The sequence below is a fragment of the Kribbella sp. NPDC051620 genome (assembly GCF_044453825.1).
GTDB lineage: Bacteria > Actinomycetota > Actinomycetes > Propionibacteriales > Kribbellaceae > Kribbella.
In genome coordinates this window covers 1,197,525-1,223,531 of the sequence record NZ_JBITDB010000003.1, presented here as the reverse complement: position 1 = coordinate 1,223,531, position 26,007 = coordinate 1,197,525, and the positions used below count along the sequence as shown (strand labels likewise).

Sequence of the window (26,007 nt, the reverse complement as noted above, 5' to 3'; positions counted from 1 at the left end):
CCGGACCGGGAGATTTCCGCGCGGTACCGGGGAATAGTTGCTCTGCTCCCATAGTGCGCCCACCCGAGCGTCCTCGCTCAGTTCCGCGCGTCGGCTGTGCAACTTCTTCCCCGCCCCACCGCCCCGGTCAGGCGCCTCCGAGCAGCTCGTCCAGCGTCTTCCAGAAGTGCAGGATCGGCTCACCCAGCGGCGGAAGATGCTGGGTCATCAGTACTGCGCTCACACCCTGGTCGGGGAAGTTGTACCAAGTCGTCCCCAGCCCACCTCCCCACCCGTACCGGCGTGGCAGCGCAGGGTCGAGCCGGACCTGTACGCCGTGACCCCAGCCCCCGCCATCAAGGAAGCTCGACGCCGACGGCCCGCCGCGTTGTTCCGAGCTGAGGTGATCGCGGCTCAAGTCATCGATGGCCTCAGTGCCGAGCAGACTGTCGCCGCCGGGCAGGCTGCCGCCGTCCAGGAGCAGTCGTCCGAAGCGGAGGTAGTCGGATGCCGTCGACACCAGACCGCCGCCCGCCTGAGGGAACACCGGCGGCGCCAGCCAATCGCTGTCGGCCGTACCGTCGAAAACCACCAGTCCGTCGTCGCCGCTCGTGAAGCATGGAATCAACCGCTCACGAGCGCCCGCCGGAACTGCGAAACCCGTGTCAACCATCCCCAGCGGTTGGAACAATCGCTCAGCCATCAGCGAGGGCAGCGACTTCCCCGCAGCACGTGCGAGCAGCACCCCGAGAACCGAGTAGGCGAGGTCGTACCGCCAATGCCGCCCAGGTTGCTCCATCAGCGGCAGAGCGGCGAACTGCGCGATCCACTCGTCGGGAGTGTGTCGCACAGCCGACGGTAGCGGCGGACCCATCCCGAGCCCCCGCGCGGCAGCCAACTCGGCGACCGGACAGGACTCCACCTCGAAGGCGAACCCGAACCCGAGTCGCATGGTCAGCAGGTCGTCGACCGTCACCCCACGCTCAGCCGGCACCGTGTCATCAACAGGTCCATCGAGCCGCCGCACCACCCGCTGGCCGGCCAACTCAGGAAGCCACTCAGTGATCGGGGAGTTCAACGAGAGCACGCCATCAGCCGCCAGTTGATGCGTGAGCGCGGCGGTCAGCGGCTTGGTCATCGAGCTGATCCGCACGATCGCGTCAGCCTGCAGTTCCGAACCACCGGGCCCGGTGCTCCCGACCGCCGAGACCCACTCGCCGGCCGGGGAACTGATCGCGATCACGGCACCAGGCAGTGCGCCGGACGCGACGAATCCGTCCATCTCTTTCCTGAGCGCCGTCATCATGCCGCCCAACGTAACCGAGGCCACGGACAGTTAACTGGTGGCGCTCGTGTACCGCCGAAGCCCTGCTCGCCAGACGTACAAGGCAATAGTGCCAGCGCCGGCCGCAACGGCGAGAGCCACCGGCACCGCCATCAGACCCCCGCCCCGCGCCAGCACATCGGCAGGCACGGTCGCGACGAGAGCGACCGGAAACCCATAGCTCAGCAGCAGTCGCAAAGGCGTCGTATAGAGCTGCACGGGGTACCGCGCGAACTGCCACACCGCCTCGTACACGACGTCGAGGCTGAGTCCGAGCGCCCAGAAAACAACCGAGGAGAAGAGCACGCGCGTAGCCCAGGTGATGATCGTCGCGGTCAGCACGAGGACCAGCCACGCGACCACCCCGGTGAGCGTGACACCGATGGCCGCGTGAGCGAGGCCGTAGCAGACGACACCGAACCCCAACGCGACCTGAAGAAGCGCGAGCGGCGCGTACGTCCCCAGGCTGGCCAGCAGAATCGCCGGTGCCGGCTGGATCAGCAGCGCGTCGAACTCGCCGCTCTTGACCTGCTCCCCGAACCACCGCAGGTTCGGCTCGACGAGCGCCGCGCGCAATCCGCTGACGATCTGGAAGGTGCCGAGCAACGCGATCGCCTCGCCCGCCGACCAGCCGCCGAGGCTGTCCGTCCGGGTGTAGACGACCCCGAGCGCAGCCAGCGACGCGGCGCCGGCGACAACGGTCACCACGAACTCGAACAGCAGGTCGGCGCGAAACGTCACGCTACGCCGGACGGACATCGAGAACAGCGTCCCGAAAAGCCTGATGGTCTTGACCATTCTCACCCTCCCACAGCCGTGAATCGACGGACACCAAGTCGCCAGACAACCGCGGCCAGCGCGGTCAGCACGACCAGCCAGGCAGCCTGTACGCCGTACGTGGCCACGGCTCCCGACGTCGAAAGGTTGCCGGCGGCGATCTCGGCCGGGGCGCCGAGCATCGACCAGAACGGGAGCAGCCGGCCTGCCTCCTGCAACGATCCCGGCAGGAAGGTGAGTGGCGCGGCCGTACCGCCGAGCAGGAAGATCAGCGTCTCGCCGATCCCGACGGCACCGTGAGCGCGCTGCGTCCAGATGGCCGAGAGAGCGAGCGTGTAGGTGAAGACGAAGCGGATCGACGCCGCGAGCACCACGGCCGGCAGAGCAAGCAGCAGTTGACGCCAGGTCAGGTCGACGGAGGCAAGGAGTCCGACGAGAACGATCAGCGGCAGCCCGAACAGCAGGTGCCAGAGCCGGATGGCCAGATTGGTCGCGAGCAGATCGATGACGACCGGTCGTGGTTTGACGAGTTCGGCCGCGAATTCGCCGCCGTAGATCTCGTTGGCCAGCGTGTGGTGCTCGTACGAGACGGTGAGCAGTTGCACGGCGAGCAGTACAACGTAGTACGAGGTGATTCCGGCATTGCCGGGCAAGGCTGACGACCAGACGAGAAGGCCGAGCAGCGGGGTGACCGCTTGCCCGATCACCAGCGTGATGACGAAGGCTCGCAGGCTCCACCACTGCACCGAGTTGCGCCAGATGCCCAGCCTGAGCAGGCGGATGAGCCGGATCGGCTGGATGGCCGCGGTCATCGGTTGCCTTCGCGATCGAAGTAGTCCAGGGACGCGAAGTCGCCGTCGTAGCGGACCCGGCTCTCCTCGATCAGGATCACCCGTCGGCACAGCGATTCGACGTCGTCGACGTAGTGGCTGGTCAGCAAGACGGTCGCGCCGGACTGGACGGCGTACCGGGCGATGAAGCGGCGGAGGGCGGCGGCGGCCGTGACGTCGAGGCCGATCGTGGGTTCGTCGAGGAACAGCACCTTCGGCCGGTACACGAGGGTGATGGCGAGTCCGGCGCGCATCCGCTCGCCCAGGCTGAGGGCGCGGACCTGCCTGTCCAGCAAGGAGCCCAGGTCGAGCAACTCGACCAGCTCGGCGAGGTTGGCGCGGAAGTCGGGTTTCGGGATCTCGTACAGGATCTGCTGGTAGCGCAGGGAATCCAGCACGGTCAGCTCGGCCGGGCCGCCGATCGGCTGGCTGCCGCGGACGAGCGCGATCTGCTTGAGGTACTCGTGCCGGCGGCGCCAGGGGACGTGGCCGAGGACGCGGGCCTCGCCGGCGGTCGGGTGCAGGATGCCGGAGAGGATCTTCATCGTGGTGGTCTTTCCGGCTCCGTTGGGGCCGACGAAGCCGACGACCTCGCCGGCGTGCAGGTCGAAGGTCAGCTCGGACACCGCCTCGATCCGGCGGTACTGGCGATGGACGACGGAGCGCAGGGCGGCCCGGAGCCGGCGTCGCGGACGGGCGCCCGGTACGTCATGCCCAGGCCCTTCACAGACACAGCTGGTCTCATGCATCCGAACCTAGGAGCTTGATGCAAGATTTTAAGGTTCCGCAGATCTGCCCGCTGTGAAGGGCTTCAACGAGTGGTGGAAGCTTAAGACCTGGGTTGAATCAGCAGGTTCACTCGCGGCCGGCCGAGATGAAGTTCGGGTCGTCCCAGCGGGCGCCGGCGACCTCGGCAGCGATCGGCTCGAGCGTCGCGAGTTCGGCGTCGTCGAGGGTGAGGTCCACCGCTTCGACGTTCTCCTCGACCCGGGTGCGGCTGCGCGTGCCGGGGATCGGTACGACGCTGGTGTCCCAGACCGCCGTGCGCTGGTGCACCCACGCGAGGGCGACCTGGGCGACCGTTGCCTGACGGGCCTCGGCGATCTTCCGGAGCGGCTCGAGCAGGGCCTGGTTGGCCGCTCCGTTGGCGCCCTGGAAGCGGGACATCGTGTTGCGGACGTCGTTGGTGGCATTCGGGTCGACGTGGTTGACACCGGTCAGCAGGCCGCGGCCGAGAGGTGAGTACGGCACCATCGCGATCCCGAGGCGCGCCGCGGTGGGCACGACCTGGCGCTCGATGTCGCGGCTGAACAGCGACCACTCGGACTGGACGGCCGCGATCGGGTGGATCGCGTGCGCGGTGGTGAGCTCGTCGCCGGTGACCTCGCTCAGGCCGAGGTGCTTGACCTTGCCTGCGGCAACGAGTTCGGCCATCGCGCCGACCATCTCCTCGAGCGGTACGCCGGGATCGCGGCGATGCATGTAGTACAGGTCGATCTGGTCGACGCCGAGCCGCTGCAGGCTGGCGTCCGCGGCAGCGCGGAGGTAGGCGGGGTCGTTGCGGATGGTCAGCTCACCGTCAGCCGTGCGGTTCAGGCCGAACTTGGTCGCGATCACCAGCTCGTCGCGGTGCGCTGCGAAGAAGGGCGCGAGGAAGCGCTCGTTCTCGCCGAACCCATAGGCGTCGGCGGTGTCGAAGAACGTGATGCCGAGCTCGAAGGCGTGCTCGAGCGTCGCCCGGGCCTCGGTCAGATCCGTGTCGCCGTAGCCGACGCTGATCCCCATCGCGCCGAATCCCTGCGCGCTGACGATCGGTCCATCGGTTCCCAGTTGAAGTGTCTTCATGACTTCCATCCGACCACCGGGCCGCTGCCGACCGTTAGAACGATGGTGGCGCATCCTTGCCTGATCCTGCTCCTGGTGAGACTCGGAGTGGTGCCGAGTGCTTCAATCGGAGTCATGGCCGGGCTGGCGGAGTTGCGCGCGTTGATGGCCCGGCATGCGCGGCCGGACTGGGGCAGCGACCTCGACGGGGTGATGATCTCGCATTCGGACCACCCGACCCCACCGACGGCGTCGATGACCGGGACGGTGCTCGCGGTGATGGCGCAGGGGCGGAAGTCGCTGGCGCTGGGGGACCGGGTGTACGACTACCGGGCCGGCCAGTTCCTGATCTGTTCGGTTGACATGCCGATCACCGGGCGGTTCACGGTGGCCAGCCCGGACGAGCCGGCGTTGAGCTTCGGGATGCAACTGGATCCGGCCGAGATCGCGTCGCTGCTGTTGTCGGCGGAGCTGCCACACTGTACGAAGGCGGCCCTGCCGGGGCTGGCGGTGTCCGAGGCGCCGGAGGACTTGCTGGACGCCGTCGTACGGCTGCTGCGGTTGCTGGATCAGCCGCGCGATCGCGAAGTACTGATGCCGTTGGTGAAACGGGAGATCCTCTGGCGGCTGATCACCAGCGAACAGGGCGCGCTGGTGCGGCAGCTCGGGTTGGCGGACAGCAGCCTCACGCAGGTGGCGCGGGCAGTGCGGTGGATTCGCGATCACTATCGGGAGTCGTTCAAGGTGCAGGATCTGGCCCGGACGAGTGGGTTGAGCGTCTCGGCCTTCCATCGCAACTTCCATGCGGTGACGGCGATGAGCCCGATCCAGTTCCAGAAGCAGATCCGGTTGCAGGAGGCGCGGTTGCTGCTGGCGACGCAGCCCAACGACGTCACCAAGATCAGCTACACCGTCGGCTACGACAGTCCGTCGCAGTTCAGTCGCGAGTATCGCCGCCAGTTCGGCACCGCTCCGAGCGTGGATGCGGCCCAACTCCGGAGTTAACTGTTAAGGGCCTGATGTCTTCCGTTGCCTTGGGCTGCTAACTAAGGTGCGGACTGTGCCGGAGCCGGTGGTGCAGACCGATGAGTTCGCGGTGATACTGCGAGCGGCCATCCGTGCGCGTGGGCTCGGGCTGGAGCGGATCCGGGATCGGCTGCGGGGGCAGGGGGTTTCGGTCAGTCTGGCGACGCTGAGCTATTGGCAGTCGGGGCGGTCGCGGCCGGAGCGGCGGGATTCGCTGGCGGCCGTTCAGTTGCTGGAGACCGTGCTGGAGGTACCGGCCGGGACGTTGGTGGACTCGTTGGGTCCACCGAGGCGGCGGGGGCGTTGGCTCAGTACGGTGCCGGTACCGCCTGAAGTGGCCGCCTTCTGGGCCCGGCCGGATGCGGTCGAGGACGCGGTCAGTGAGGTCGACATCAGGTGGGACGAGCGGCTGACCCGGATCAGCCAGCACGATCGGGTGTTCGTCGGCGCTGACGGTGGGGAGCGGTCGTACCACTCTCGCCAGGTACTGCGTGCCGAGGCGGACGGACCCGACCGCTGGGTGGTGATCATGCACCTCGACGAGCACGATCGCGCGTTGCCGGAGATCCGGCCGCTGCGGCATTGCCGGCTGGGCCGGACGGTACTGCGTCCCGCGGACGGATTGCTGGTCGCCGAATTGCTCTTCGACCGGCCGTTGCGGAAAGGCGAGACGGTGATCACCGAACACGAGCTGGTGAATTCAGCGCCTTATCCGCCGGCCACGAACTACGAGCGGAAATTCCGGCTGCCAGTCCGCGAGTTCGTGCTGGAGGTCTGTTTCGACCCGGAGCGGTTGCCGGTCGACTGTGTCCGCTACTCCCAGCTGGACGAGGCGGACGAGGTGGTTGTCCCGGTTGAGCCGCTGGAGTCCGTCCATGGGGTGGCGCTGAATTTCGGGCCCGGGCGGTACGGATTCCGCTGGCGCTGGGCATAATAAGTAAAGTGAAGTGTTAAGGCTGTGGCCTTAACTGTGAAAACAGCATGACCGATATCGGTGCCTTGAATTCGTCCTTAGGGTCGGCGCAATCCCTCCCGGCGAATTCAAGGAGAACGATTCATGACAAGGCGCAGAAAAACCGTCGCGGTGCTCGGTGGGGCCGGGGTGATCGCCGCTCTGATCGCGGTCGGCGGTCCGGCCGGCGCGAGTCAGCAGGTCGCCTCACAGCAGGTTGTACAGCAGCAGGCTGTGCTGCATCAGGTGTCCGACAAGCTGCCGCCGTCCCCCGCGCAGGCCGGCCGGTGGATCGCCGACGGCAAGTTGATGGTTGCCGTCACCAACGAGGCTGAAGCCGCCAAGGTCCGGCAGGCCGGCGCGACCCCGCAACTGGTCGCTCGGAGCCAGGCGGAGCTGGAGGCGTTGCTCGCCAAGGTCGACAAGATCACCCGGGCGGATCGCGGGAAAGGCCTGCAGAGTTGGGGAATCGACCCGGTCAGCAACAAGGTCGTAGTACGGGCTCGTGGTGCGTACGGGGCGCTGCGCGGGCTCGGTGACGGCGTGCAGGTCGTCCGGGTCAACACGCAGGTCGAGCAGCAGTCCGGTGAGGTGAACCCGGGTGATCCGTGGTGGCCGGGCAGCGAGAGCAACTGTTCGGTTGGCTTCCCGGCGACGGATGCCCAGGGCAACAAACACTTCGTGACGGCCGGGCACTGTACGAACGACGCGAACCAGGCGGCGTACGGGGCCAGCGGACAGAGCAACAAGCTCGGTACGTCGAACGTCGGCGGCACCCACAGCATCAATGCCCGCGAAGGCGACATGGGGGTGGTGGACGTGACCGAGAGCGGCTGGACCATCTCGCCGAACGTGAACACCTGGGGATCGCCGGCCGTCACGGTCAGCGGCTCAGCAGACGCGATCGTCGGCGACGCGGTCTGCCACTCCGGCAACACCGCGCCCAACTGGGAGTGTGGAACCGTCACGGCGGTCAACCAGTCGATCGACTACGGCAACGTCGTGATCGACGGGCTGAGCACGACCAACGCCTGCTCCGAGGGCGGTGACTCCGGTGGCGCCTGGCTGCGCGGCGACAAGGCGGTCGGGCTGCACTCGGGTGGCAACAGCAGTTGTGTCCAGGGCGACTCCGGCAACTCGATCTTCCAGCCGGTCAACGAGGCGCTGGCCAAGTGGAACCTCACCCTGTTGACCGGCGCCCCGGACCCGGGCGGCGACAGCCAGGCGCCGACCGCGCCAGGCAATCCGCGTTCGACCGGTACGACGGCCGACAGCGTGTCGCTGGCCTGGGACGCGTCGACCGACAACGTCGGCGTCACCGGGTACGACGTGTACAACGGCAACACGCTGGCGACCACAGTCACCGGTACGACGGCGACGGTTCCCGGACTGTCCGCGGACACCAGCTACTCCTTCACCATCCAGGCAAAGGATGCCGCAGGCAACAAGTCTCCGATGAGCGCCGCCGTGACGGCCCGGACCCAGCCTGGCGGCCCGAGCGGTGACCGGACGTTCGCCAACGGCACCGACTACCCGATCCGCGACTTCACCACCGTGGTCAGCCCGATCCGCTCGACCGCGACCGGCCGGGCAGCGAGCCCGTTCAAGGTCACCGTGGAAGGCAACCACACCTGCTTGGAGGACCTGAACATCAGCCTGGTCTCCCCGAGCGGCCGTTGGTACTACCTGCAGCGGACCGGTGGCGCGACCTGCCACCCGCTGCCGGCCAGCAAGACCTACAGCGTGACGCCGGTCGGTACCGAGAACGCCGCCGGCACCTGGAACCTCCGGATCGGCGACAACGGCCCCGGCGACACCGGAACCCTCACCAACTGGTCCATCACCCTCTGAGATCACCCGTAGACGCGCCGGCCGGCCTGGGGACAGCCGGTCGGCGCCCGGCCAGGTACTCGGTGGGCGAGAAACTCCCGGCGGATTGGCTTGGTTGTCTGGTAGGCAAGAGGTATGAAGATCGGTATCGGCCACTACGGCGGCGAGTGGGACAAGTTGCGGGCGATGGTCGAGGTGGCCTTCTCGGCACCTTGGAGCGAGGCTCAGCTGGAGACAGAGCAGAAAGTCTGGGAGCCGTCTCGCAGCATCGTCGCCACGGACGGGGACGAGCTGGTCGGGCATACCGGGGCGTTCTCGTTCGACCTGACGGTGCCTGGTGGGCGGGTGGCCGCGGGTGGCGTGACGATGGTCGGCGTGGTGCCGACGCATCGGCGGCGGGGGATCCTGCGGGACCTGATGCGGCAGCAGTTGACCGGCCTGTACGAAGAGGGTGTGCCGCTCGCGGTGCTGACGGCGAGTGAGCCGGTCATCTACGGGCGGTTCGGCTACGGCCTCGCGTCGGATCATCAACAGGTAACGATCAAGAAGTCCTCCCGCGAGCTGCGCAAGGTCGCCGGGGTCGAGGACGTGCAGGTGCGGTTCGCCGATCCGCAGGAGTCGCTGGCGCGGACCACCGCCTTCCACAACGCCGAGGCGCTGACCAGGCCCGGCATGTTCCAGCACAACGAGAACTTCCAGTACTACGTGACGCACGACAACGTGGTGACCGACCTCCGGGGCGCCTCGCCGCTGCGCTGCGTACTGGCCGAGCGCGACGGCGAGCTGGTCGGCTACTCGCACTACCGCACCCGGCGTACCGACAAGGGGTTCGTCGACGTCGCTCGGGTGCACTCGAGCGACTTGGCCGCGCATGCCGCGCTCTGGCAGTTCCTGCTCGAGCCGGACCTGCTGAGCGAGACCACGTACGAGCAGTTGCCGTCCGACGACCCACTGCTCTACCTGCTCGTCGACCCGCGAGCGGCACACGCGACGACGCTGGACGGGATCTGGGCCCGCTTGACCGACGTCGGCAAGGCGCTGGCTGCCCGGACCTATGCGGAGGACGTAGACGTTGTCCTGGGCATCGAGGACGACTTCCTCCCGTGGAACGCCGGCTCGTGGCACCTGACCGGCAACCAGACCGGCGCCACCTGCGAGAAGACGGACCGTACGCCGGACCTCGTGCTCGGCGTACGTGAGCTGGCGACCGTCTACCTCGGACGGCCGTCGCTCGCCCTGCTCGGAGCGGCCGGGCTGGTCGAGGAGAAGACCGAAGGGGCACTGCGGGCGACGTCGAGGGCATTCGTCTCCGCCCGTGTGCCCTGGCTCGACACCGGGTTCTGATCCAGCAGCGAGTTAGTCTTCCGGGATGCAGCCGAGCCGTCGTAGCGCGTTGGCGGTTGCCGTCGTCCTGATGCTGGGCGTCGCCGCGATCGCGCTGGTCGTGCTGGCCTCCGCGGGCGGCAGCGTCCGGCCGTACAGCGAGAGCACCGCATCGGCGGCACCGCGGGAGCTCCCGACCATCACGCCTCGCGGAGGGGACCCGCAGGCGCAGCAGTCGCCGCCGCCGCGGCCTGAGATCAAGCCGGTCAGGCAGCCGGCCTGGATCCAGTTCCTCTGGCAGGCCCTGTTCTACATCGCGGTGACGATCCTCGGACTGCTCCTGATCCGCGCCCTGTACCGGATGATGACCAAGGTCGAACTCCCGACGCCTGAGCGCTCCGGCGAGGCATGGGAGCGGCTGAAGGTCGACCGGCTCGCGGAAGCGGTCGAGTCGGGCCTGGCAGCGGTTGACTCCGGTACTGCGAGCGACGGGGTGATCGCGTGCTGGGTGGCGCTCGAGCGGGCGGCCGAGTCAGCAGGGGTGGGTCGCTTGGCGTCCGAGACGCCTGCTGAGTTCACTGTGCGAGTACTGGGTGTTGGGGGCGTATCTGAGCCCGAATTGCTCCGGCTGGCCGGCCTCTATCGGGAGGCGCGGTACTCGACGCACGGGTCGACCGAGGAGGCGCGGACGGAGGCGCGGGCCGCGCTGGTCCGGCTGCGCGACGAACTGGCTGCCGCGATCGCTCGCCGGACACCAGCCCCACCGCAAGACGACGAGGTGCCTGCGTCATGAGGCAGCGGTTGGGGCCGTTCGACAAGCTGCTGGTGCAGCATCTGCTGATCGCCGTGGCCGGCAGCCTGATCCTGGTTGCGGGCTTCGCGCTCGCCGGGACCCAGCCGCGCCCGCTGTGGTTCGTCGCGATGGGGCTGGCGATCGGCTTCGCCTCCCTGGCGCTGCGGTTGATCGCACCGCAGATCCTGGAGAGCTCCTGGCCGGCCCGGTACGACGAGAAGCTGACGGCCCGCCGTGGTCGGCACAGCGACAACCGGACTCAGTTCCTCGCGACCTGGATCCAGGAGTCGGACCGGGAGCGCAGGGCCGGGGAGGGATCGATGACGTTCACCCGCCGGATCCGGCCGCTGCTGCTGGAGCTCACCGTCGACCGGCTGGTGCACCGGCACGGCATCGATCCGGAGCTGGAGCCGGAGCGGGCCCGCGAGGTGGCCGGCGAGCCCCTGTGGGACCTGATCAGCGGTACCGAGCCACGGACCGCGACGCGCGCGGAGATCGAGTTGGCAGTCCAGACCATCGAGAAGTTGTGAGGGAACCCGTGACTGATGAGCTGAGCCTCGCTGAGGTGTCGGCATTGAGCCGGAAGGTGCTGGACCGGGTCGGCGAGGCGGTGGTCGGCAAGGCGGACGCGCTCGAACTGGTGCTGGCCGGGATCCTGGCCGGTGGGCACGTCCTGCTGGAGGACTACCCGGGCCTGGCCAAGACGCTGGCGGCCCGCTCGTTCGCGCAGGCGCTCGGGCTGGAGTTCCGCCGGGTCCAGTTCACCCCGGACCTGCTGCCCTCCGACGTCACCGGCGCCTTCGTGTACGACCAGCGGGACTCGCAGTTCGTGTTCCGGCCCGGCCCGATCTTCACCGGCCTGCTGCTGGCCGACGAGATCAACCGGACGCCACCGAAGACCCAGGCGGCGCTGCTGGAGTCCATGCAGGAGCACCAGGTCACTGTGGAGGGCGAGACCTTCCCGCTGCCCGTACCGTTCCACGTGCTCGCCACGGCCAACCCGGTCGAGTACGAGGGCACCTACCCGCTCCCCGAGGCCCAGCTCGACCGCTTCATGCTCCGGATCGCCTTCGGCTACCCGACTGCCAACGAGGAGTGGGAGGTCCTGCAGCGCCGGATGAGCCGCCGCTCGGAGGACCAGAAGGTCGAGCCCGTCACCGACGCCATCGGCCTGCTCGCCGCGCAACAGGCAATCGAGACCGTCACAGTCGACGACACCGTCGGCCGGTACTGCGTAGAGCTGGCCGCTGCGACCCGTCGCGACTCCCAGGTACTCGTCGGCGCCTCTCCCCGTGGATCACTGGCCCTGCTGCTCGCTGCTCGGTCGTACGCCGTCATCCAGGGGCGGGACTACGTAGTACCGGAGGATGTGAAGGCGGTGGCCATTCCTGCGCTGGCTCACCGGATCACCGTGCGACCGGAGTTGTGGCTGCATGAGGTGACTGGAGCCACTGTCGTCCGTACTGTGCTGGGTTCGGTCCCTGCGCCGCCTACCGTCGCGGGCGCCCGGCAGTGAATTGGCTGCCGACACACGCGCAGGTCAGGGTGGTCGCTGTCGCGGCCGTCCTGCTACTGGTCGCTGTGCTGGCTCGCAGACCGGACATGGCGGTCCTCGGGCTGCCGCTGGCCTTCGTGGCCGCGTGGGGCCGGTACTTCCGTCCGCATGAGGAGCCGGTGTTCGAGACCGAGCTTGATGCCGACGTGCTGTTCGAGGGCCAGGCGACGACGTACCGGTTGAAGGTGGCCGAGGGGCTGGACCCTGACGTCGACCTGGTGGTCATGGCCCTGGTCCGGACGCCATGGTTCCGGTACGACCCGCCGCAGGCTGCTTTGGCCGAGCCTGCGACAGATGGCTCGGTGACCCTCGAGGTCGGGCTTCGGTCCGAGCGCTGGGGCTTGCGGCAGCTAGAGCGCCCCAATGTGATCGCCACGTCCGTGCTGGGTGCCTACCGGGTCCAAGTGGCCTCTCCGGGCGCCCAAGCGGTCAGTACCTTGCCGCTGCGCGACGGATTCGAGGCAGTGGACGCAGTACCGCGTCCTGCCGGGCTGGTCGGGTTGCACCGGTCCAGGCGACCCGGTGAGGGGACTGAGCTCGCAGGGGTCAGGCCGTTTCGTACAGGCGACCGCTTGCGCCGGATCAACTGGAAGGTGTCGGCCCGGACGCGTGAACTGCACGTCACGTCGACCTGGTCCGACCGCGACACCGAGGTCGTCATCCTGCTCGACACGGGCGCAGAGGTCGGCATCAGCGAAGGCATCGACGGCCGATCGAGCAGCCTGGACACAGCAGTCCGGGCAGCCGCCTCCATCGCCGAGCACTACCTCCGGCACGGCGACCGGGTCCGCCTGATCGACACCGGTACTACGGTCGGCGGCGTCCGAGCCGGCAGCGGCAGGTCCCACCTGCGCCGGATCCTCGACGTACTGGTGCACGCCGATCGCCGGGGCCGGCAGCAGGACGAGAACCAGCTCGCGCGGCGGCACCGGATCCGCTCCGACAGCCTGGTGATCGTGCTGAGCCCGCTGCTGCGCAAGGAGATGCTCGGCTACATCGTCACGCTCGTCCACTCGGGCTGCACGGTGATCGCGGTCGATACGCTGCCGCCGGATGTCAATGACGTGATCGACCCGGAGGAGCACGATTCGAAGGCCTGGCCGCTGGCTTGGCGGATCCGGCTGCTCGAGCGTCGGGCGGAGCTCGACCGGCTGGGCGATCTCGGCGTACCGACGGTTGGCTGGCGTGGGGCGGGGACGCTGGACGAAGTACTGCGGGATGCCGCGCGGGTGGCCTCTGCGCCGAGGATGCGGTCATGAGCGGGGCGGAGAGGATCAGCCAGTGGCTGATGCAGTTGCAGGCGACGAATGCGGCGACCTGGGCCGCGCGGTCGGCGATCGCGGTGGCCGGGCTGGTCGCGCTGATCGTGCCGGGGCTGGCGCCGTGGGATCAGATGGATGCGATCCCGGTCGCGGGGGCGTTCCTGTTGGTCGCTTGCGTGTTGCTGCCGGATTCGCTGGCGCCGCTGCTGTTCTTGATCGTCGTCTGCCTCGGCTGGTTGATGCGGGCGCCCAGCGATCTCACGGTGCCGTTGGTGCTGACCGGGATCGCCTTGCTGGTGGTGCATCTGGCGTCCGCGTTCGCCGGGCAGGTCCCGTCGTACGCCGTGGTGAGTCGCGACGCACTGCGCAAGTGGTTGCTGCCAGCAACGGTGGCGATGCTGCTCGGGCCGGTCGTGGCGATCGCCGCTGGGGTGGTTCGCGGGGCCGAAGTACAGGGCTCGTTGTTCGTCACGGTCGCTGCGCTGGTCGCCGCGACCGCAGCCATCTGGTTCGCCGCCGGGCAGTCTGTGGGGGACCGCTAGCCCTCGTCTGGGTTGCCGAGGCTGTCGAGTAGTTCGGTGGCCCATTCGCAGGAGACAGGGTTCTTGCCGGTCACCTGCATGGCTGCCATCACGGTGAGCAGCATGCCGGTGGCCATGAACCTGGTGACCTCATCGGGCGTGGCCCCGGTGAGCTGGCCGACCGTCTGGTGGATCCGGCCGAAGCGCTCCCGGACGGTCTCGCCGATGGCCGGGTCGGAGCTGGCCGCGAAGCCGTGCAGCAGGACGACGAGCAGCTCCCGCTCGGGGATCAGCTCGTTGTAGGCCTCACCCAGGCTGGCCAGGGTTGCCTCTCGTTCGGCCGCCCGCCGGAACGCTGCCTCGACCTGGTCGCAGACCCGGTTGGTGGCGGCCAGGAAGAGCTGCTGCTTGGTGCCGAACAGCCGGATCACGTACGGCTGGGACACGCCGGCCAGTCGCGCGATCTCGTCGGTCTTCGTGCCGGCGTAACCGTTGGCGCCGAACGCCACCACGGCCGCCTGGAGCACCTCTTCGCTGCGCTCGGCGGCGGTCAGCCTGGTCTTCGTCATGATCCGTCCTCTCGTCGTCGCTTGACATGTTATCAGTCAATGCATACTTTGATCCCGACGCTAGTTATCAGTCGATAACAACAAGGAGTTGGACATGACCGCGACCGCCCTCGAATCCGCTGCCACGCCGGCGGCCGGTGAGCCCGCCGTGCGGCGCTCGCTGGCCCTCGTGCTCGCCGTGGTCGGCATCCCGATGTTCATGGTGACGCTGGACAACCTGGTGGTGACGAACGCGCTGCCGGTGATCAAGGCCGAGATCGGCGCCTCGCTGACCGACCTGCAGTGGTTCATCAACGCGTACACGCTGTCCTTCGCCGCGCTGCTGCTGACCGCCTCGGCGATCGGTGACCGGCTCGGCCGGCGGCGGATCTTCCTGGCCGGCATCACGCTGTTCACTCTCGCTTCGGCGGCCTGCGCGATGGCCACCGAGCCGTGGATGCTGATCGGCGCCCGCGCGATTCAAGGCGTCGGCGCGGCCGCGGTCATGCCGTTGTCGCTGACGTTGCTGGCGGCCGCCGTACCGGCTCGTCAGCGCAGTGCGGCGATCGGTATCTGGGGCGGTATCTCCGGCCTCGGTGTGGCGGTCGGCCCAGTGGTCGGGGGAGCGGTCGTCGACGGGATCAACTGGCAGTGGATCTTCTGGCTGAACGTTCCGATCGGCCTGATCGCGCTGCCGCTGGCGGCTCGGGTGCTGACCGAGTCGCGGGGCGCCGCCAAGAAGCTGGACCTGCTCGGCCTGGTGCTGTCCGCGAGTTCGGTGCTCGCCATCGTGTGGGGTGTGGTGCACGGAGCGGACGACGGCTGGTCCTCGGGCCGGATCCTGACCGCGCTGATCGGTGGCGCCGCCTTGCTGGTGCTGTTCGTGGTGTGGGAGCACCGGGCGCCGGCGCCGATGCTGCCGCTGAGGTTGTTCCGGGTGCGGGCGTTCAGCGTCACCAACGCGACCGCGTTCACCTTCTCGGTGGGGGTCTTCGGGTCGGTCTTCCTGCTGGCGCAGTTCTTCCAGGTCGTCCAGGGGTACACGCCGCTGCAGTCGGGTCTGCGGACACTGCCGTGGACGATGGCGCCGATGGTGGTGGCGCCGCTCGCCGGGCTGGTCGTCGACAGGGTCGGGCCGCGGGTGCTGATCGCGACGGGACAGGTGTTCCTGGCGTCCGCGCTGGCGTGGATCGCGCTGGTGACGACTACTGAGGTCACTTACGGGTCGTACGTCGCTCCGTTCGTGCTCGCCGGCATCGGGATGGGGCTCACCTTCGCTCCGTCGGCCAGCGTGGTGATGGCCAGCTTCGGGGACGCCGACCGGGGCGTCGCGTCCGGCACGAACAACACGATCCGCGAGGTCGGGGTTGCGATGGGCGTCGCAGTACTGGCCTCGGTGTTCGCCTCGGCTGGGTCGTACGCCAGCCCGGCGGAGTACGTCGATGGTCTGGTACCGGCCGTGTGGGTCGGAGCCGCGATCGTGGCCGCCGGCGCAGTACTGGCCCTGCTCCTCCCTGGTCGCCGTCGCTGAGCTACTAACCTGTCGTCGTGCTTGACGCAGACGACGTACGCCGGCTGGCCCTGTCGCTCCCACAGGTCGTGGAGAAGGAGCGATGGGGCCACCCGACTTTCGACGTCGCCGGCCGGATGTTCCTCACCATCCCCGACGACCAGACCTCCTTCGCCGTCCGCTGCCCCCGCCTCGAACGCTCCGAACTCATCGCCGCCGAGCCCGGCAAGTTCTGGGTCCCACCCCACGAGGCCCACTCCAGCTGGGTCCGCGCCCGCCTGGCGGCCCTGGAGGACGCCGAGGAGCTCCACGACATCCTCGTCGACTCCTGGCGCCAAGCCGCGCCAGAGGACCTGAGATGAAGGCGACGATTCTGGGCACTGGACCGGTATGGCGAAGTACGAGGTCAATAAGCGGGCTGTGGAGTATGCGAAGCGGTTGATCGAGGGGCGTCAGTACGTGCTGGACAGCGACTGGGGTGCGGTGCAGCCGGGGGCTGAGGCTCAGAACAAGTACCTGGAGTCGCACTCCTGGGAGGAGTACGGGCAGTGGCATCTGGGGCTGACCGTCGGGGCGAGTGACGAGACCAAGGGGCGGTTCGCGTTCGGCTACGGGGATCTGCGGCGGCTGCACCGGACCGGGCTGATCGCCTGTGTGTACCGGGCGTCGGAGTGGCGGCACAAGGAGATCGAGCTGGCCGCGCACGAGTTGTTGCAGTTGCTCGACGCCAAGACGGCGTGAGGGTGTGTTGCTGCTGCGTATTCCGGTGCCGCAGCAGCAACACACCGGGGCACTGTACGACGTACCCGCTTGATTCGGCGACTGATGACTAGCTGACGTACTTCTTCGAGGCGGCGAAGGTGTTGCAGCTGGCCGGGTTGGCGGTGACGAAGGAGCGGCCCATGAAGTGCGCCTGGCTGGAGGGGCTGCCGTGGTCGCCCTGCTCGGGCTTGTCACCTGAGGTGACGACCCACTTGTTCCAGACCTGCAGCATCAGGCCGTTGATCGGGTAGCTGCGCTTGTTGGCGGCCAGGAAGACGCCGGCGAAGCAGTTCGCCTGCAGCTCCATCCGCCGGGTCTGCCGCATCCGGTCGTCGTAGTTCGTCAGCTCGTACTGGATGTCGTACGACGCCTCGAGGATGCCGGTCAGCGACTGCATCGCGTGGCCGTACTCGTGCGCGATCGACCGGGAGTACCACATCCGCGCGTAGGCCTTGGCGTCCGCGTAGGGGTACTCGTTGTAGCTCTTCACGAAGTTGTCGACCTTCATGTACATCATGTGGTTCGAGCTGCAGAAGAACGGCACCGCGACCGGGCCGTTGCCGCACGGGCTGCTGACGCTGGTACCGGCCCAGTAGAGCATCGTCGGCGCCTTGAACTTGTACCCCGCCAGCGCCAGTTGGCGCGCCCACGACTTGTCCAGGCACGGCTTGATCCCGGCCCAGTACTTCGCCGCGTTGGACGCCGTGTTCGGCTTGATGTTCGGTTCCCGGCAGTTCACCGACCGCATCTGACCGGTGTTGTAGAGCCGGTTCTTGGCCACGATGTCCTGGTTCGACAGTTGCGGCGCCGGCTTGGAGGTCGCCGTCTGGGTCGGCTGGGTCGTCCTCGGCTGGGTCGGCCTGGTGGCCGTCGGCCGGCCGGTCCGCGCGGTGGTCGGGACCGGCGCCTCGGTCGACCGGATGGTCGGCTGGGTGTAGACCGGCTGGGTGTAGTGGTTGTCGGCGTTCTTCTTGATCACGCCGAGGATCCACAGCCCGACGACGCCGACCAGGACGACACCGAGGACGGCGAACAGCGGGGCCTTGGACTTCTTCCGCGGCGGCAACTGCGGCTGCCAGCCCGGCTGGAAGCCAGGACCAGGCGGGTAGCCGGGCGGACCGGGCGGCGGCGCGAACTGTGGCCCCCACCCGAGCCCCTGCCCCTGCTGCGGCGCCACCGACGGCGCGCCGTACTGGTACGGCGGTTGGCCCTGGGCCGGCTGATATCCGCCCTGCTGATAACCAGGCTGCTGGTACCCGCCCTGCTGATACCCGGGCTGTTGGTACGGCGGCTGGTTCGGCGGCGGTTGGTTCCCCGGCTGCTGAGGGTTAGGCCGATAGGGTCCACCCGGTTGCTGACCGTAAGGCGGCTGCGTCAACCCCATGTCCCTTCACTGTTCGACCGGCGAGCGAGCGACACAGTACCGGCAGCTGAGCTCAGCCGCGCGGTAGTGTCGGCCTGGTGACGGACACCACCCCACCGAACAGCCCGATCGACCAGATCTCCGAGCGGTTCCTCGAGGCGTACGCCGCGCTGGACCCGACCGAGGCGACCTTCATGGGGATCCCCGGTCACGACCACGAGCTGCCGGACTACTCGCCGGCCGGGTTCGAGGCGCTGATCGACCTGCACCGCCGGACGGTCGCCGAGGCTTCCGAAGTACAGGTCTCGTCGCCGCGGGAAGAGGCGGCCAGGGACGCGCTGCTGGAGCGGATCGGGCTCGAACTGGAGCAGGGCGAGGCCGGCGTGCCGCAGCACCAGCTGAACGCGATCTCCTGCAAGCCGGTCGACATCCGCTCGGCCTTCGACCTGATGCCGACCGAGACCCAGGACGACTGGGAGACGATCGCGATCCGGCTGAACCTGGTCGGTACGACGCTCGACGGCTTCCGCGAGACCCTGGTCGAGCAGGCCGCCGCCGGGCGGGTGTCCGCCGCGCGCCAGGTCAACGTGCTGGCCGAGCGGATCGCCAGCTGGACCGGCGCCGAGGGTGACGACTTCTTCGCCGGCCTCGCCGCGAAGGCGCCGGACACCGCGATCAAGGCCACCGTCGAAGCGGCCGCCGCCTCGGCCCGCAAGGCCTACGACCAGTTCGGCCAGTGGCTGGTCAGCGACTTGTTGCCGCAGGCCCCGAACCGGGACGCGTGCGGCCGGGAGGTGTACCAGCTCGCCTCGCGCAGCTTCCTCGGCGCCGCCGTCGATCTCGAGGAGACCTACGCCTGGGGCTGGCAGGAGCTGGCCCGGATCGAGGGCGAGATGCAGACCATCGCGGCCTCGCTGAACGGCGGCGACCGCAGCATCGCGGCCGTCGCCGAGCTGCTCGACAACGACCCGGCCCGCAAGATCCACGGCAAGGAGGCGTTCCGGGACTGGATGCAGCAGCTCGCCGACGCCGCGGTCGAGGAGCTGGCCGGCACCCACTTCGAGATCCCGGACTCGATCAAGCAGATCGAGTGCATGATCGCGCCGACCTCCGACGGGTCGATCTACTACACCCCGCCGAGCGAGGACCTGACCACGCGCCCCGGCCGGATGTGGTGGGCCGTGCCGGCCGGCGTCGAGGACTTCGCCACCTGGCGTGAGGTTACTACCGTTTACCACGAAGGCGTGCCCGGCCATCACCTCCAGGTCGCCCAGACGATGCTGCGCACCGACCAGCTCAACCGCTGGCTCCGGCTCGGCTGCTGGGTCTCCGGCCACGGCGAGGGCTGGGCCCTGTACGCCGAACGCCTGATGGAAGAGCTCGGCTACCTCGAGGAGCCCGGCGCCCGGCTCGGCATGCTCGACGCGCAGGGCTTCCGCGCGGCCCGGGTGATCATCGACATCGGTATGCACCTGGAGCTGGCGATCCCGCGCGACAACCCGTTCGGCTGGCGGCCGGGCGAGACCTGGAACGCCGAGCTCGGCTTCGAGTTCCTCCGCGCGCACTCGCGGATGGAGACCGAGTTCCTGCGGGCCGAGCTGAACCGGTACCTCGGCTGGCCGGGGCAGGCGCCGTCGTACAAGGTCGGCGAGCGGATCTGGCTTCAGGCGCGGGACGAGGCCAAGCAGCGCAAGGGGTCCGCGTTCGACCTCAAGACCTTCCACCGGGACGCGCTCAACCTGGGCTCGATCGGCCTGGACCCGCTCCGCCGCGCCCTCGCGAAGCTGTGAGCGGCCCTGTGAACGACTCTGTGACCGACGCCGCGATCGACCCGGTGAGCGCTCCGGTGCGCTTCGTGCTCGCCTCGCAGTCGCCCGCGCGGCTGCAGACCCTGCGCAGCGCGGGCGTCGAGCCGGAGGTGATCGTTTCCGGCGTCGACGAGGACAACGTCACCGCCGATTCGCCGGGTGAGCTGGCCCGCACGCTCGCGGTGCTGAAGGCGCGCGCGGTCGTCGCCACCCTGACCGACCACGCGACCGTGCTCGGCTGCGACTCGGTACTGGAGATCGACGGCGTCGCCTACGGCAAACCGGGTACGCCGGAAGTCGCCCGCGAGCGGCTGCGGATGATGAGCGGGCGTACCGGCGTACTGCACACCGGCCACTGCCTGTTCGACACCCGGACCCGCCAAGAGCTCCGCGAACTCGCCTCCACGACGGTCCGGTTCGCCGACCTCACCGACGCCGAGATCGACGCGTACGTCGCAACCGGCGAGCCGCTGGTCGTCGCGGGCTCGTTCACCGTCGACGGACTCGGCGGTCCGTTCGTCACCGGCATCGAGGGCGACTACCACAACGTCGTCGGACTCTCACTGCCGCTGGTTCGCCGGATGCTCGCCGAGGTGGGCATCGACTGGCCGTCGCTGTGGGCGGCGACCAACCGCAAGAACCGCTACGACGAAGCCGAAGCAGCCCGGTACGACGAAACGCGCGGCGGCACCCAACGCGCGCAAGCCGCCGCCGAGGCCGTCCAAGAGCTGCTGCCCAAGGGCGGCCGCGTCCTCGAGCTGGCCGTCGGCACCGGTGTCGTCGCCGCCGAACTGGTTGCCCAAGGCAACCTGATCCACGGTCTGGACCTGTCGCCCGCGATGCTTCACCACGCCCGCGTCCGGCTCCCCGGCCACGTCGCCGCCGCAGACGCGGCACAACTCCCCATCGCGGACCGCCGTTGTGACGCGGTCCTGGCGATCTGGCTCCTGCACCTGGTCGACGACAGCGACCAGATCCTGGCCGAGGTCGCCCGGGTCCTCCGCCCCGACGGCGTCTTCATCACCACCACCGAAAAGCCCGAGTCCTCCCGGCACGCCGCCGGCCGCGGCCCTGACAACCACCGCTCCGAGGACGCCCTGTCCGTCCTGGTCGCCCGAGCGGCCCAGCACGGTCTCCACCTAGACGGCGCAACTTCATTCCCTGGCCCAGCCAAGGGATACCTCGCAGTCCCGCTCTACCCGTTGGTGCGCTTCCGCAGGTCCGCTAGCTAAGGCTGACGCCCAGCGCACGGGCGGGGCCGCACGGCGCACAGCGCAGGGGGCGGGCAGCGCACGGGCGGGCGGCGCGCAGCGCACGGGCGGCGCGGCTTGGGCGCTTACGGGTGGGCGCTGGCTCGCCAGCGGCCGGGGCCTGGGTGGAGGGGGCGGGTGTGGTTGCGCCAGTAGGTGGCCCAGTCGCTGGCTCGGTCCGTGGTGCGGGAGGAGTCTGCGGGAGCGGCTGCCGAGCGGGCGGTGATGACGGCCAGGAGGGCGGCCAGTTCTTCGGGGGTGGGGTCGCCCTTGGTGATACGGAGTACGGGGTCAGACATGGGTTGCTCCGATCACAGGGGGATGTTGCCGTGCTTCTTGGGCGGGAGGGTGTCGCGCTTGGTGCGGAGCAGGCGGAGGGCGCGGATGATCTCGGCGCGGGTCTCGCTGGGCTTGATGACCGCGTCGATGTAGCCGCGCTCGGCCGCGATGTACGGGTTGGCGAGGTGGTCCTCGTACTCGGTGATGAACTGCTGCCGGCGGGCCTCGATGTCCTCGCCCGCCTCCGCGGCCGCGGTGAGTTCGCGGCGGTGCAGGATGTTGACCGCGCCCTGGGCGCCCATCACGGCGATCTGCGCGGTCGGCCAGGCCAGGTTGATGTCGGCGCCGAGGTGCTTGGAGCCCATCACGTCGTACGCGCCACCGTAGGCCTTGCGGGTGATCGTGGTGATCATCGGGACGGTGGCCTCGGCGTAGGCGTAGATCAGCTTGGCGCCGCGGCGGATGATGCCGTTCCACTCCTGGTCGGTGCCCGGCAGGAAGCCCGGTACGTCGACGAACGTCAGGATCGGCACGTTGAACGCGTCGCAGGTACGGACGAACCGGGCCGCCTTCTCGGAGGCGTCGATGTCGAGGGTGCCGGCGAACTGCATCGGCTGGTTCGCGACCACGCCGACCGGACGGCCCTCGACCCGGCCGAAGCCGACGATGATGTTCGGCGCGAACAGCGCCTGTACCTCGAGGAACTCGCCGTCGTCGACGACCGCCTCGATCACGGCATGCATGTCGTACGGCTGGTTCGGCGAGTCGGGGATCAGCGTGTCCAGCGCGAGGTCCGTCTCGCCGACCGCGAGATCGGCGTCGAAGTCGAAGACGGGCGGGTCTTCGAGGTTGTTCTGCGGGAGATGCGCGACCAGGGCCTTCACCCAGTCGATCGCGTCCTCTTCGTCGCTGCCGAGGTAGTGCGCGTTGCCGGACTTGGTGTTGTGCGTCCGGGCGCCGCCGAGCTCCTCCTGGGTGACGTCCTCGCCGGTGACGGTCTTGATCACGTCGGGACCGGTGATGAACATGTACGACGACTCGTCGACCATCACGGTGAAGTCGGTGACCGCGGGGGAGTAGACCGCGCCGCCCGCGCAGGGGCCCATGATGAGCGAGATCTGCGGGATGACACCGGAGGCGCGGACGTTGCGGCGGAAGATCTCGCCGTACAGGCCGAGGCTGACGACGCCTTCCTGGATCCGGGCGCCGCCGGAGTCGTTGATGCCGATCAGCGGGCAGCCGATCTTCATCGCCAGGTCCATCACCTTGACGATCTTCTCGCCGAACACCTCACCCAGCGAACCGCCGAAGACGGTGAAGTCCTGCGCGAACACGCACACCTGGCGGCCGTCGATGGTGCCGAACCCGGTCACCACGCCGTCGCCGTACGGGCGGGTGGCGTCCATCCCGAAGGAGGTCGACCGGTGCCGCGCGAACTCGTCCAGCTCGGAGAACGAGCCCTCGTCGAGCAGCAGCGCGATCCGCTCCCGGGCCGTCTTCTTGCCGCGGGCGTGCTGTTTCTCCACCGCGCGCTCGGAGCCGGCGTGCACGGCCTCGTCGAGCCGGTGCTCCAGATCCGCGATCTTCCCGGCGGTGGTGTGGATGTTCACGGTCTCTCCCATAATCGGGCACTCTAACGGGCTGAACGCGGCTGTGAACGGTTCACCAAGATGACGATGACCACACCGGATGCGAGGATCCTACTGTGGAGTACGACGACTTCCAGGCCGAGCGCCGGCGGATCATCGCCGCCTGGGGCACCGAGATCACCGACCCGGAGCAGCTGGCCGCGGCCGTCGACCGGCTGCGCGGGCTGGCCGCGACGGTCGAGGGCGAGGAATCGCGCGCCAAAGCGATCCGGTACCTGAAGTCGATGGACGACCTGGTCGCCGACGCCCGGACGCCGGAGAGCGCGACGGTCGGCAGGGCCTGGGACGTGATGCTTGCGGCCTCCAGCCCGGACGGTACGCCGGCCGAGCGCCGGGCCCGGGCCGAGGAGGGGATGCGGGAGATCGCGCGGATCGCGGACGCCGCTCCGACCCTGGACGAGAAGCTCGCCGCCCTGAACATGAACGAGACGCTGGCCGAGATCGTCAACACGGCCGAGCAAGGCTGAGATGGCCGAGCAGCCGCGCCGGCGGACCGATTCCGAGGTACCGGACATCGGAGACGGGCTGTGGGAGCGGATCCAGGCCGCGGTACTGGCCGAGTCCGGCGCGGACAAGTCGCTGTGGAGCGGTCAGCTCGGCTACACGGATCCGGCGAAGCGGGTCCGGGGCGAGGCGTACGGCGACGGCCGGCTGAACCTCAGTGAGGAGTCGGTGGTCCGGCCGCTGCGGGAGATGTACGAGCAGCGAGGTGAGCCTGCGACGCGGGAGCAGTTGGTTGCCCGGCGGAGCGCGATCCAGGTGGCGGCGCATGAGTTCGGGCACCTGGTGGTCCCGGAGGAGTACCAGTTGGCCGATCGCTCGGCCGACATGAAGGTCGGGGAGCTCAAGCCGATCGAGGAGGGCGTGAACGAGGCCTGGAGCCAGGCGAAGACCGACGCGGTGATCGACCGGGCGCTGCCGCCGGACCTCGCGCGGCAGCTGAAGTCGGCGCAGACGTTGCGGACCTACCCTGGCTGGGATTCGGCCGCGCGTGCCTTCGCCGACGACCTGGGGGCCGAGATCGACGTCGACGGCGATGACGTGCTGAGCGTGATGAACCGCGAGGCACGCTCGGGCAAGGGGAGGGCCGCGGCCGACCTGCTCTACGAGCACTCGGAGCTGCCACGCCTGGTGCCGTCGGACCAGCAGGCCGCCGTACGGGCTGAGCTGCAGGGCAGGATCGACAAGGGTTTTGCCGCGCTGAAGCCGCTGGACACGGACAAGACGGTCAACCGTCGCGCCACTGGACGGCAGCGTGGGCAGGAGTTGGCAGAGTCGGTGGTGGGGGCGGTACGGGCGGCGGAGAAGCAGTACGGGCCTCCGGCCGCCGAGGCGAAGCTCAGCTACGAGCAACAGATGGCGTACGACGACGCTCGGATCGCTGCGGCCATGCTTGGTGGCCAGGCTCCTGCTGCAGGTGCTGTGCGGTCTGCTGCCACTGCCGAGGGGATTCCGAGGAGTGGCCGGCCTACTGGGCGTAGTACGGAGACCAGGGAGCGTTAGGCCGGGCCGACGGCGAAGAGTTTGGTGAGGCGGGCGGCCAGGGCGAGGTCGCCGCGGACCGAGAGGCGCTGTTTGAGGACGGCCAGTACCGGGTCCTCGTTGCCGGTGACGATCTTGAGCAGGGTGGCCGGGTCGGTACGGACCGAGATGGCCGGCGGCTCGGTGTGGTCGGTGAGCAGCCGGCAGGCGCCGTCGCTGACCCGGATCCGGTACTCGTCGAAGCCGCCGCCGGCTGCGCCGGTGATCTGCCAGGCGACGATCGCGTCGAAGCCCTCGGCCCGGGCCGGACGCAGGTACTCCGGCATCCGGCGAAAGATCTCGCGCAACGCGACCTCTCGGACTCCCCCGATGAGCCGATGCCGAAGCTCCCGCTCCGAGGTCCGGTCGACCAGCCGGGCCAGCTCACCGACGTCGAGCTCGGCGAACTCCTTCGACTCCAGCCACAAGGCGCTACCGCGTTCGGCCACACAGACCTCCCCGGTAGTTTGAGGAACTCGAATCGGCTGTCCTCCGGCGCTTGCGGCGCCCAGGCACGCACCTCGCGGCACTTGAGCACCATCCACGATGCTCCGCATCGAGGACGCCGCTCAAGCACCGCGATGCACGCACCTGGACACCGCAATCACTCGGAGGCCAGCCGATTCGAGTTCCTACCAGACCGTAGGAATTTCCTACGAGCTGATAGCTTTGTCAAGTGGTCAGCCCTGAAGACCCGGTTGCGGAGCCTCGCCGCCGTGCCGCGCACCTGGGGCCTGAGCGCCGGCGCCCGTTGATCCTGGACGCGGCGCTCGAGGTGTTCTCCGAGCGCGGTTTCGCCGGTACAACGATGCAGTCGGTCGCCGACGCCGCCGGAGTCACCAAACCGGTGGTCTACGACTCGTTCGCCAACCGCGACGAGTTGCTGCTCGCGCTGCTGGCCCGCGAGGAGCAGCATCTGGTCCTCTCGGTGATGGCCGCGCTGCCGACCGACCCGAGCGTCGGTACGCCGGAAGAGCACGTGCTCGAAGGCCTCACCGCGTTCCTGGAGACGGTGGCCAAGTCCCCACAGTCGTGGCGAATCGTCTTCGGCGCCCAGTACGGTGCAGCGCCCGCCGTCGCCGACCGGGTCCGGGCGGCCCGCGCGTTCCTCGTCGAGGGACTGCGGCTGACCCTCGTGCAATCGTTGCCGGGTGTCACCGACCCCGACGCCAACCTCCCGGTACTGGCCGAGATGCTCGCCTCGATGACCGAGAGCTGCGCCCGGATGCTCGTCGTCGACGGCACCGACCGCACCCCGGCCCAACTAGCCAAAACCGTCTCCCAGGTCGTCGGCGGCGGCTTCGGCGCCGTCTAGGCCGCC

At 68.9% G+C, this 26,007-nt stretch carries 27 protein-coding genes; 17 read left to right on the top strand and 10 right to left on the bottom strand.

Annotated features, from left to right (window positions below):
• Nucleotides 1-127: 127 nt before the first annotated feature.
• The 5 genes from ACIA12_RS18710 to ACIA12_RS18690 form a co-directional block, all read right to left on the bottom strand.
• Entirely contained in the window at nucleotides 128-1,285 is a 1,158-nt protein-coding gene (locus ACIA12_RS18710; RefSeq protein WP_396368241.1) for a serine hydrolase domain-containing protein, read from the bottom strand.
• Nucleotides 1,286-1,315: 30 nt separating this feature from the next.
• Nucleotides 1,316-2,101, bottom strand: a complete 786-nt coding sequence (locus tag ACIA12_RS18705) for an ABC transporter permease (protein WP_396368240.1) — start codon at nucleotides 2,099-2,101, stop codon at nucleotides 1,316-1,318.
• Nucleotides 2,102-2,103: 2 nt separating this feature from the next.
• Nucleotides 2,104-2,892 (bottom strand): ABC-2 family transporter protein, encoded by a 789-nt coding sequence (locus ACIA12_RS18700; RefSeq protein ID WP_396368239.1) that lies wholly within the window; start codon nucleotides 2,890-2,892, stop codon nucleotides 2,104-2,106.
• On the bottom strand, nucleotides 2,889-3,659 hold the full coding sequence (locus tag ACIA12_RS18695; RefSeq protein ID WP_396368238.1) for an ATP-binding cassette domain-containing protein: 771 nt from the start codon (nucleotides 3,657-3,659) through the stop codon (nucleotides 2,889-2,891). The genes ACIA12_RS18700 and ACIA12_RS18695 overlap by 4 nt, the downstream gene beginning before the upstream one ends.
• A gap of 106 nt (nucleotides 3,660-3,765) precedes the next feature.
• Nucleotides 3,766-4,755, bottom strand: coding sequence for an aldo/keto reductase (locus ACIA12_RS18690; RefSeq protein WP_396368237.1), 990 nt, complete (start codon nucleotides 4,753-4,755; stop codon nucleotides 3,766-3,768).
• A 42-nt stretch (nucleotides 4,756-4,797) separates the two neighbouring features.
• On the opposite strand from ACIA12_RS18690, the gene ACIA12_RS18685 reads away from it, so the two are divergent.
• The 9 genes from ACIA12_RS18685 to ACIA12_RS18645 all read left to right on the top strand — a co-directional run bounded on the left by ACIA12_RS18685 (nucleotide 4,798) and on the right by ACIA12_RS18645 (nucleotide 14,017).
• The gene (locus ACIA12_RS18685; protein WP_396368236.1) at nucleotides 4,798-5,739 is read left to right on the top strand and encodes an AraC family transcriptional regulator N-terminal domain-containing protein; all 942 of its coding nucleotides are present in this window, start codon (nucleotides 4,798-4,800) and stop codon (nucleotides 5,737-5,739) included.
• A gap of 55 nt (nucleotides 5,740-5,794) precedes the next feature.
• Entirely contained in the window at nucleotides 5,795-6,694 is a 900-nt protein-coding gene (locus ACIA12_RS18680) for an XRE family transcriptional regulator (RefSeq protein ID WP_396368235.1), read from the top strand.
• 123 nt (nucleotides 6,695-6,817) lie between these two features.
• On the top strand, nucleotides 6,818-8,563 hold the full coding sequence (locus ACIA12_RS18675; protein WP_396368234.1) for a proprotein convertase P-domain-containing protein: 1,746 nt from the start codon (nucleotides 6,818-6,820) through the stop codon (nucleotides 8,561-8,563).
• Nucleotides 8,564-8,677: 114 nt separating this feature from the next.
• Nucleotides 8,678-9,886 (top strand): GNAT family N-acetyltransferase, encoded by a 1,209-nt coding sequence (locus tag ACIA12_RS18670; RefSeq protein WP_396368233.1) that lies wholly within the window; start codon nucleotides 8,678-8,680, stop codon nucleotides 9,884-9,886.
• A gap of 25 nt (nucleotides 9,887-9,911) precedes the next feature.
• Nucleotides 9,912-10,658, top strand: coding sequence for a DUF4129 domain-containing protein (locus ACIA12_RS18665; RefSeq protein ID WP_396368232.1), 747 nt, complete (start codon nucleotides 9,912-9,914; stop codon nucleotides 10,656-10,658).
• Nucleotides 10,655-11,188 carry a hypothetical protein gene (locus ACIA12_RS18660; protein WP_396368231.1) on the top strand — a complete coding sequence of 178 codons (534 nt, stop codon included), beginning with the start codon at nucleotides 10,655-10,657 and terminating at the stop codon, nucleotides 11,186-11,188. The genes ACIA12_RS18665 and ACIA12_RS18660 overlap by 4 nt, the downstream gene beginning before the upstream one ends.
• An 8-nt stretch (nucleotides 11,189-11,196) precedes the next feature.
• On the top strand, nucleotides 11,197-12,174 hold the full coding sequence (locus ACIA12_RS18655; protein ID WP_396368230.1) for an AAA family ATPase: 978 nt from the start codon (nucleotides 11,197-11,199) through the stop codon (nucleotides 12,172-12,174).
• Nucleotides 12,175-12,203: 29 nt separating this feature from the next.
• Nucleotides 12,204-13,472 carry a DUF58 domain-containing protein gene (locus ACIA12_RS18650; RefSeq protein ID WP_396368229.1) on the top strand — a complete coding sequence of 423 codons (1,269 nt, stop codon included), beginning with the start codon at nucleotides 12,204-12,206 and terminating at the stop codon, nucleotides 13,470-13,472.
• Nucleotides 13,469-14,017, top strand: coding sequence for a hypothetical protein (locus ACIA12_RS18645; protein WP_396368228.1), 549 nt, complete (start codon nucleotides 13,469-13,471; stop codon nucleotides 14,015-14,017). Before ACIA12_RS18650 ends, ACIA12_RS18645 begins: the two co-directional genes overlap by 4 nt.
• Here ACIA12_RS18645 and ACIA12_RS18640 read toward each other — a convergent pair.
• Complete coding sequence (locus tag ACIA12_RS18640) at nucleotides 14,014-14,565, bottom strand: TetR/AcrR family transcriptional regulator (RefSeq protein WP_396368227.1); 552 nt, start codon at nucleotides 14,563-14,565, stop codon at nucleotides 14,014-14,016. The genes ACIA12_RS18645 and ACIA12_RS18640 overlap by 4 nt on opposite strands.
• 94 nt (nucleotides 14,566-14,659) lie before the next feature.
• Here ACIA12_RS18640 and ACIA12_RS18635 point away from each other — a divergent pair, with 94 nt between their 5' ends.
• Genes ACIA12_RS18635 through ACIA12_RS18625 form a run of 3 tightly spaced genes read left to right on the top strand, consistent with a single transcriptional unit; the run spans nucleotide 14,660 to nucleotide 16,795 of the window.
• Nucleotides 14,660-16,075, top strand: coding sequence for a DHA2 family efflux MFS transporter permease subunit (locus ACIA12_RS18635; protein WP_396368226.1), 1,416 nt, complete (start codon nucleotides 14,660-14,662; stop codon nucleotides 16,073-16,075).
• Nucleotides 16,076-16,092: 17 nt separating this feature from the next.
• Complete coding sequence (locus ACIA12_RS18630; RefSeq protein ID WP_396368225.1) at nucleotides 16,093-16,416, top strand: MmcQ/YjbR family DNA-binding protein; 324 nt, start codon at nucleotides 16,093-16,095, stop codon at nucleotides 16,414-16,416.
• 28 nt (nucleotides 16,417-16,444) lie between these two features.
• Entirely contained in the window at nucleotides 16,445-16,795 is a 351-nt protein-coding gene (locus ACIA12_RS18625; protein WP_396368224.1) for a hypothetical protein, read from the top strand.
• Nucleotides 16,796-16,883: 88 nt separating this feature from the next.
• On the opposite strand, the gene ACIA12_RS18620 is transcribed toward ACIA12_RS18625, so the two are convergent.
• Entirely contained in the window at nucleotides 16,884-18,200 is a 1,317-nt protein-coding gene (locus tag ACIA12_RS18620) for a neutral zinc metallopeptidase (RefSeq protein ID WP_396368223.1), read from the bottom strand.
• Nucleotides 18,201-18,277: 77 nt separating this feature from the next.
• Here ACIA12_RS18620 and ACIA12_RS18615 point away from each other — a divergent pair, with 77 nt between their 5' ends.
• Nucleotides 18,278-19,969 carry a DUF885 domain-containing protein gene (locus tag ACIA12_RS18615; RefSeq protein WP_396368222.1) on the top strand — a complete coding sequence of 564 codons (1,692 nt, stop codon included), beginning with the start codon at nucleotides 18,278-18,280 and terminating at the stop codon, nucleotides 19,967-19,969.
• Between the two features lie 8 nt (nucleotides 19,970-19,977).
• Complete coding sequence (locus ACIA12_RS18610) at nucleotides 19,978-21,219, top strand: Maf family nucleotide pyrophosphatase (RefSeq protein ID WP_396368221.1); 1,242 nt, start codon at nucleotides 19,978-19,980, stop codon at nucleotides 21,217-21,219.
• A gap of 104 nt (nucleotides 21,220-21,323) precedes the next feature.
• Here the strand turns inward: ACIA12_RS18610 and ACIA12_RS18605 are convergent, their stop codons facing one another.
• Both ACIA12_RS18605 and ACIA12_RS18600 read right to left on the bottom strand, forming a co-directional pair.
• On the bottom strand, nucleotides 21,324-21,536 hold the full coding sequence (locus ACIA12_RS18605) for an acyl-CoA carboxylase subunit epsilon (RefSeq protein ID WP_396368220.1): 213 nt from the start codon (nucleotides 21,534-21,536) through the stop codon (nucleotides 21,324-21,326).
• Nucleotides 21,537-21,548: 12 nt separating this feature from the next.
• Nucleotides 21,549-23,138 carry an acyl-CoA carboxylase subunit beta gene (locus tag ACIA12_RS18600; RefSeq protein ID WP_396368219.1) on the bottom strand — a complete coding sequence of 530 codons (1,590 nt, stop codon included), beginning with the start codon at nucleotides 23,136-23,138 and terminating at the stop codon, nucleotides 21,549-21,551.
• Nucleotides 23,139-23,221: 83 nt separating this feature from the next.
• Between ACIA12_RS18600 and ACIA12_RS18595 the strand changes: the two genes are divergently transcribed.
• Both ACIA12_RS18595 and ACIA12_RS18590 read left to right on the top strand, forming a co-directional pair.
• On the top strand, nucleotides 23,222-23,632 hold the full coding sequence (locus tag ACIA12_RS18595; protein WP_396368218.1) for a hypothetical protein: 411 nt from the start codon (nucleotides 23,222-23,224) through the stop codon (nucleotides 23,630-23,632).
• Between the two features lies 1 nt (nucleotide 23,633).
• Nucleotides 23,634-24,668 (top strand): hypothetical protein, encoded by a 1,035-nt coding sequence (locus ACIA12_RS18590; RefSeq protein WP_396368217.1) that lies wholly within the window; start codon nucleotides 23,634-23,636, stop codon nucleotides 24,666-24,668.
• Here the strand turns inward: ACIA12_RS18590 and ACIA12_RS18585 are convergent.
• A complete protein-coding gene (locus ACIA12_RS18585) occupies nucleotides 24,665-25,135 on the bottom strand; it encodes an SCP2 sterol-binding domain-containing protein (RefSeq protein WP_396368216.1) in 471 nt (156 codons plus the stop codon). The two genes, ACIA12_RS18590 and ACIA12_RS18585, sit on opposite strands and share 4 nt — an antisense overlap.
• A gap of 227 nt (nucleotides 25,136-25,362) precedes the next feature.
• Here ACIA12_RS18585 and ACIA12_RS18580 point away from each other — a divergent pair, with 227 nt between their 5' ends.
• Nucleotides 25,363-26,001, top strand: a complete 639-nt coding sequence (locus ACIA12_RS18580; RefSeq protein WP_396368215.1) for a TetR/AcrR family transcriptional regulator — start codon at nucleotides 25,363-25,365, stop codon at nucleotides 25,999-26,001.
• The last annotated feature ends 6 nt before the right edge of the window (nucleotides 26,002-26,007 follow it).

Bases quoted from the DNA above. Each gene is read 5' to 3' on its own strand.
- ACIA12_RS18710 (WP_396368241.1), bottom strand. From the start codon at position 1,285: ATGATGACGGCGCTCAGGAAAGAGATGGACGGATTCGTCGCGTCCGGC.
- ACIA12_RS18705 (WP_396368240.1), bottom strand. From the start codon at position 2,101: ATGGTCAAGACCATCAGGCTTTTCGGGACGCTGTTCTCGATGTCCGTC.
- ACIA12_RS18700 (WP_396368239.1), bottom strand. From the start codon at position 2,892: ATGACCGCGGCCATCCAGCCGATCCGGCTCATCCGCCTGCTCAGGCTG.
- ACIA12_RS18695 (WP_396368238.1), bottom strand. From the start codon at position 3,659: ATGCATGAGACCAGCTGTGTCTGTGAAGGGCCTGGGCATGACGTACCG.
- ACIA12_RS18690 (WP_396368237.1), bottom strand. From the start codon at position 4,755: ATGAAGACACTTCAACTGGGAACCGATGGACCGATCGTCAGCGCGCAG.
- ACIA12_RS18685 (WP_396368236.1), top strand. From the start codon at position 4,798: ATGGTGGCGCATCCTTGCCTGATCCTGCTCCTGGTGAGACTCGGAGTG.
- ACIA12_RS18675 (WP_396368234.1), top strand. From the start codon at position 6,818: ATGACAAGGCGCAGAAAAACCGTCGCGGTGCTCGGTGGGGCCGGGGTG.
- ACIA12_RS18670 (WP_396368233.1), top strand. From the start codon at position 8,678: ATGAAGATCGGTATCGGCCACTACGGCGGCGAGTGGGACAAGTTGCGG.
- ACIA12_RS18665 (WP_396368232.1), top strand. From the start codon at position 9,912: ATGCAGCCGAGCCGTCGTAGCGCGTTGGCGGTTGCCGTCGTCCTGATG.
- ACIA12_RS18660 (WP_396368231.1), top strand. From the start codon at position 10,655: ATGAGGCAGCGGTTGGGGCCGTTCGACAAGCTGCTGGTGCAGCATCTG.
- ACIA12_RS18645 (WP_396368228.1), top strand. From the start codon at position 13,469: ATGAGCGGGGCGGAGAGGATCAGCCAGTGGCTGATGCAGTTGCAGGCG.
- ACIA12_RS18640 (WP_396368227.1), bottom strand. From the start codon at position 14,565: ATGACGAAGACCAGGCTGACCGCCGCCGAGCGCAGCGAAGAGGTGCTC.
- ACIA12_RS18635 (WP_396368226.1), top strand. From the start codon at position 14,660: ATGACCGCGACCGCCCTCGAATCCGCTGCCACGCCGGCGGCCGGTGAG.
- ACIA12_RS18625 (WP_396368224.1), top strand. From the start codon at position 16,445: ATGGCGAAGTACGAGGTCAATAAGCGGGCTGTGGAGTATGCGAAGCGG.
- ACIA12_RS18620 (WP_396368223.1), bottom strand. From the start codon at position 18,200: ATGGGGTTGACGCAGCCGCCTTACGGTCAGCAACCGGGTGGACCCTAT.
- ACIA12_RS18605 (WP_396368220.1), bottom strand. From the start codon at position 21,536: ATGTCTGACCCCGTACTCCGTATCACCAAGGGCGACCCCACCCCCGAA.
- ACIA12_RS18600 (WP_396368219.1), bottom strand. From the start codon at position 23,138: ATGGGAGAGACCGTGAACATCCACACCACCGCCGGGAAGATCGCGGAT.
- ACIA12_RS18590 (WP_396368217.1), top strand. From the start codon at position 23,634: ATGGCCGAGCAGCCGCGCCGGCGGACCGATTCCGAGGTACCGGACATC.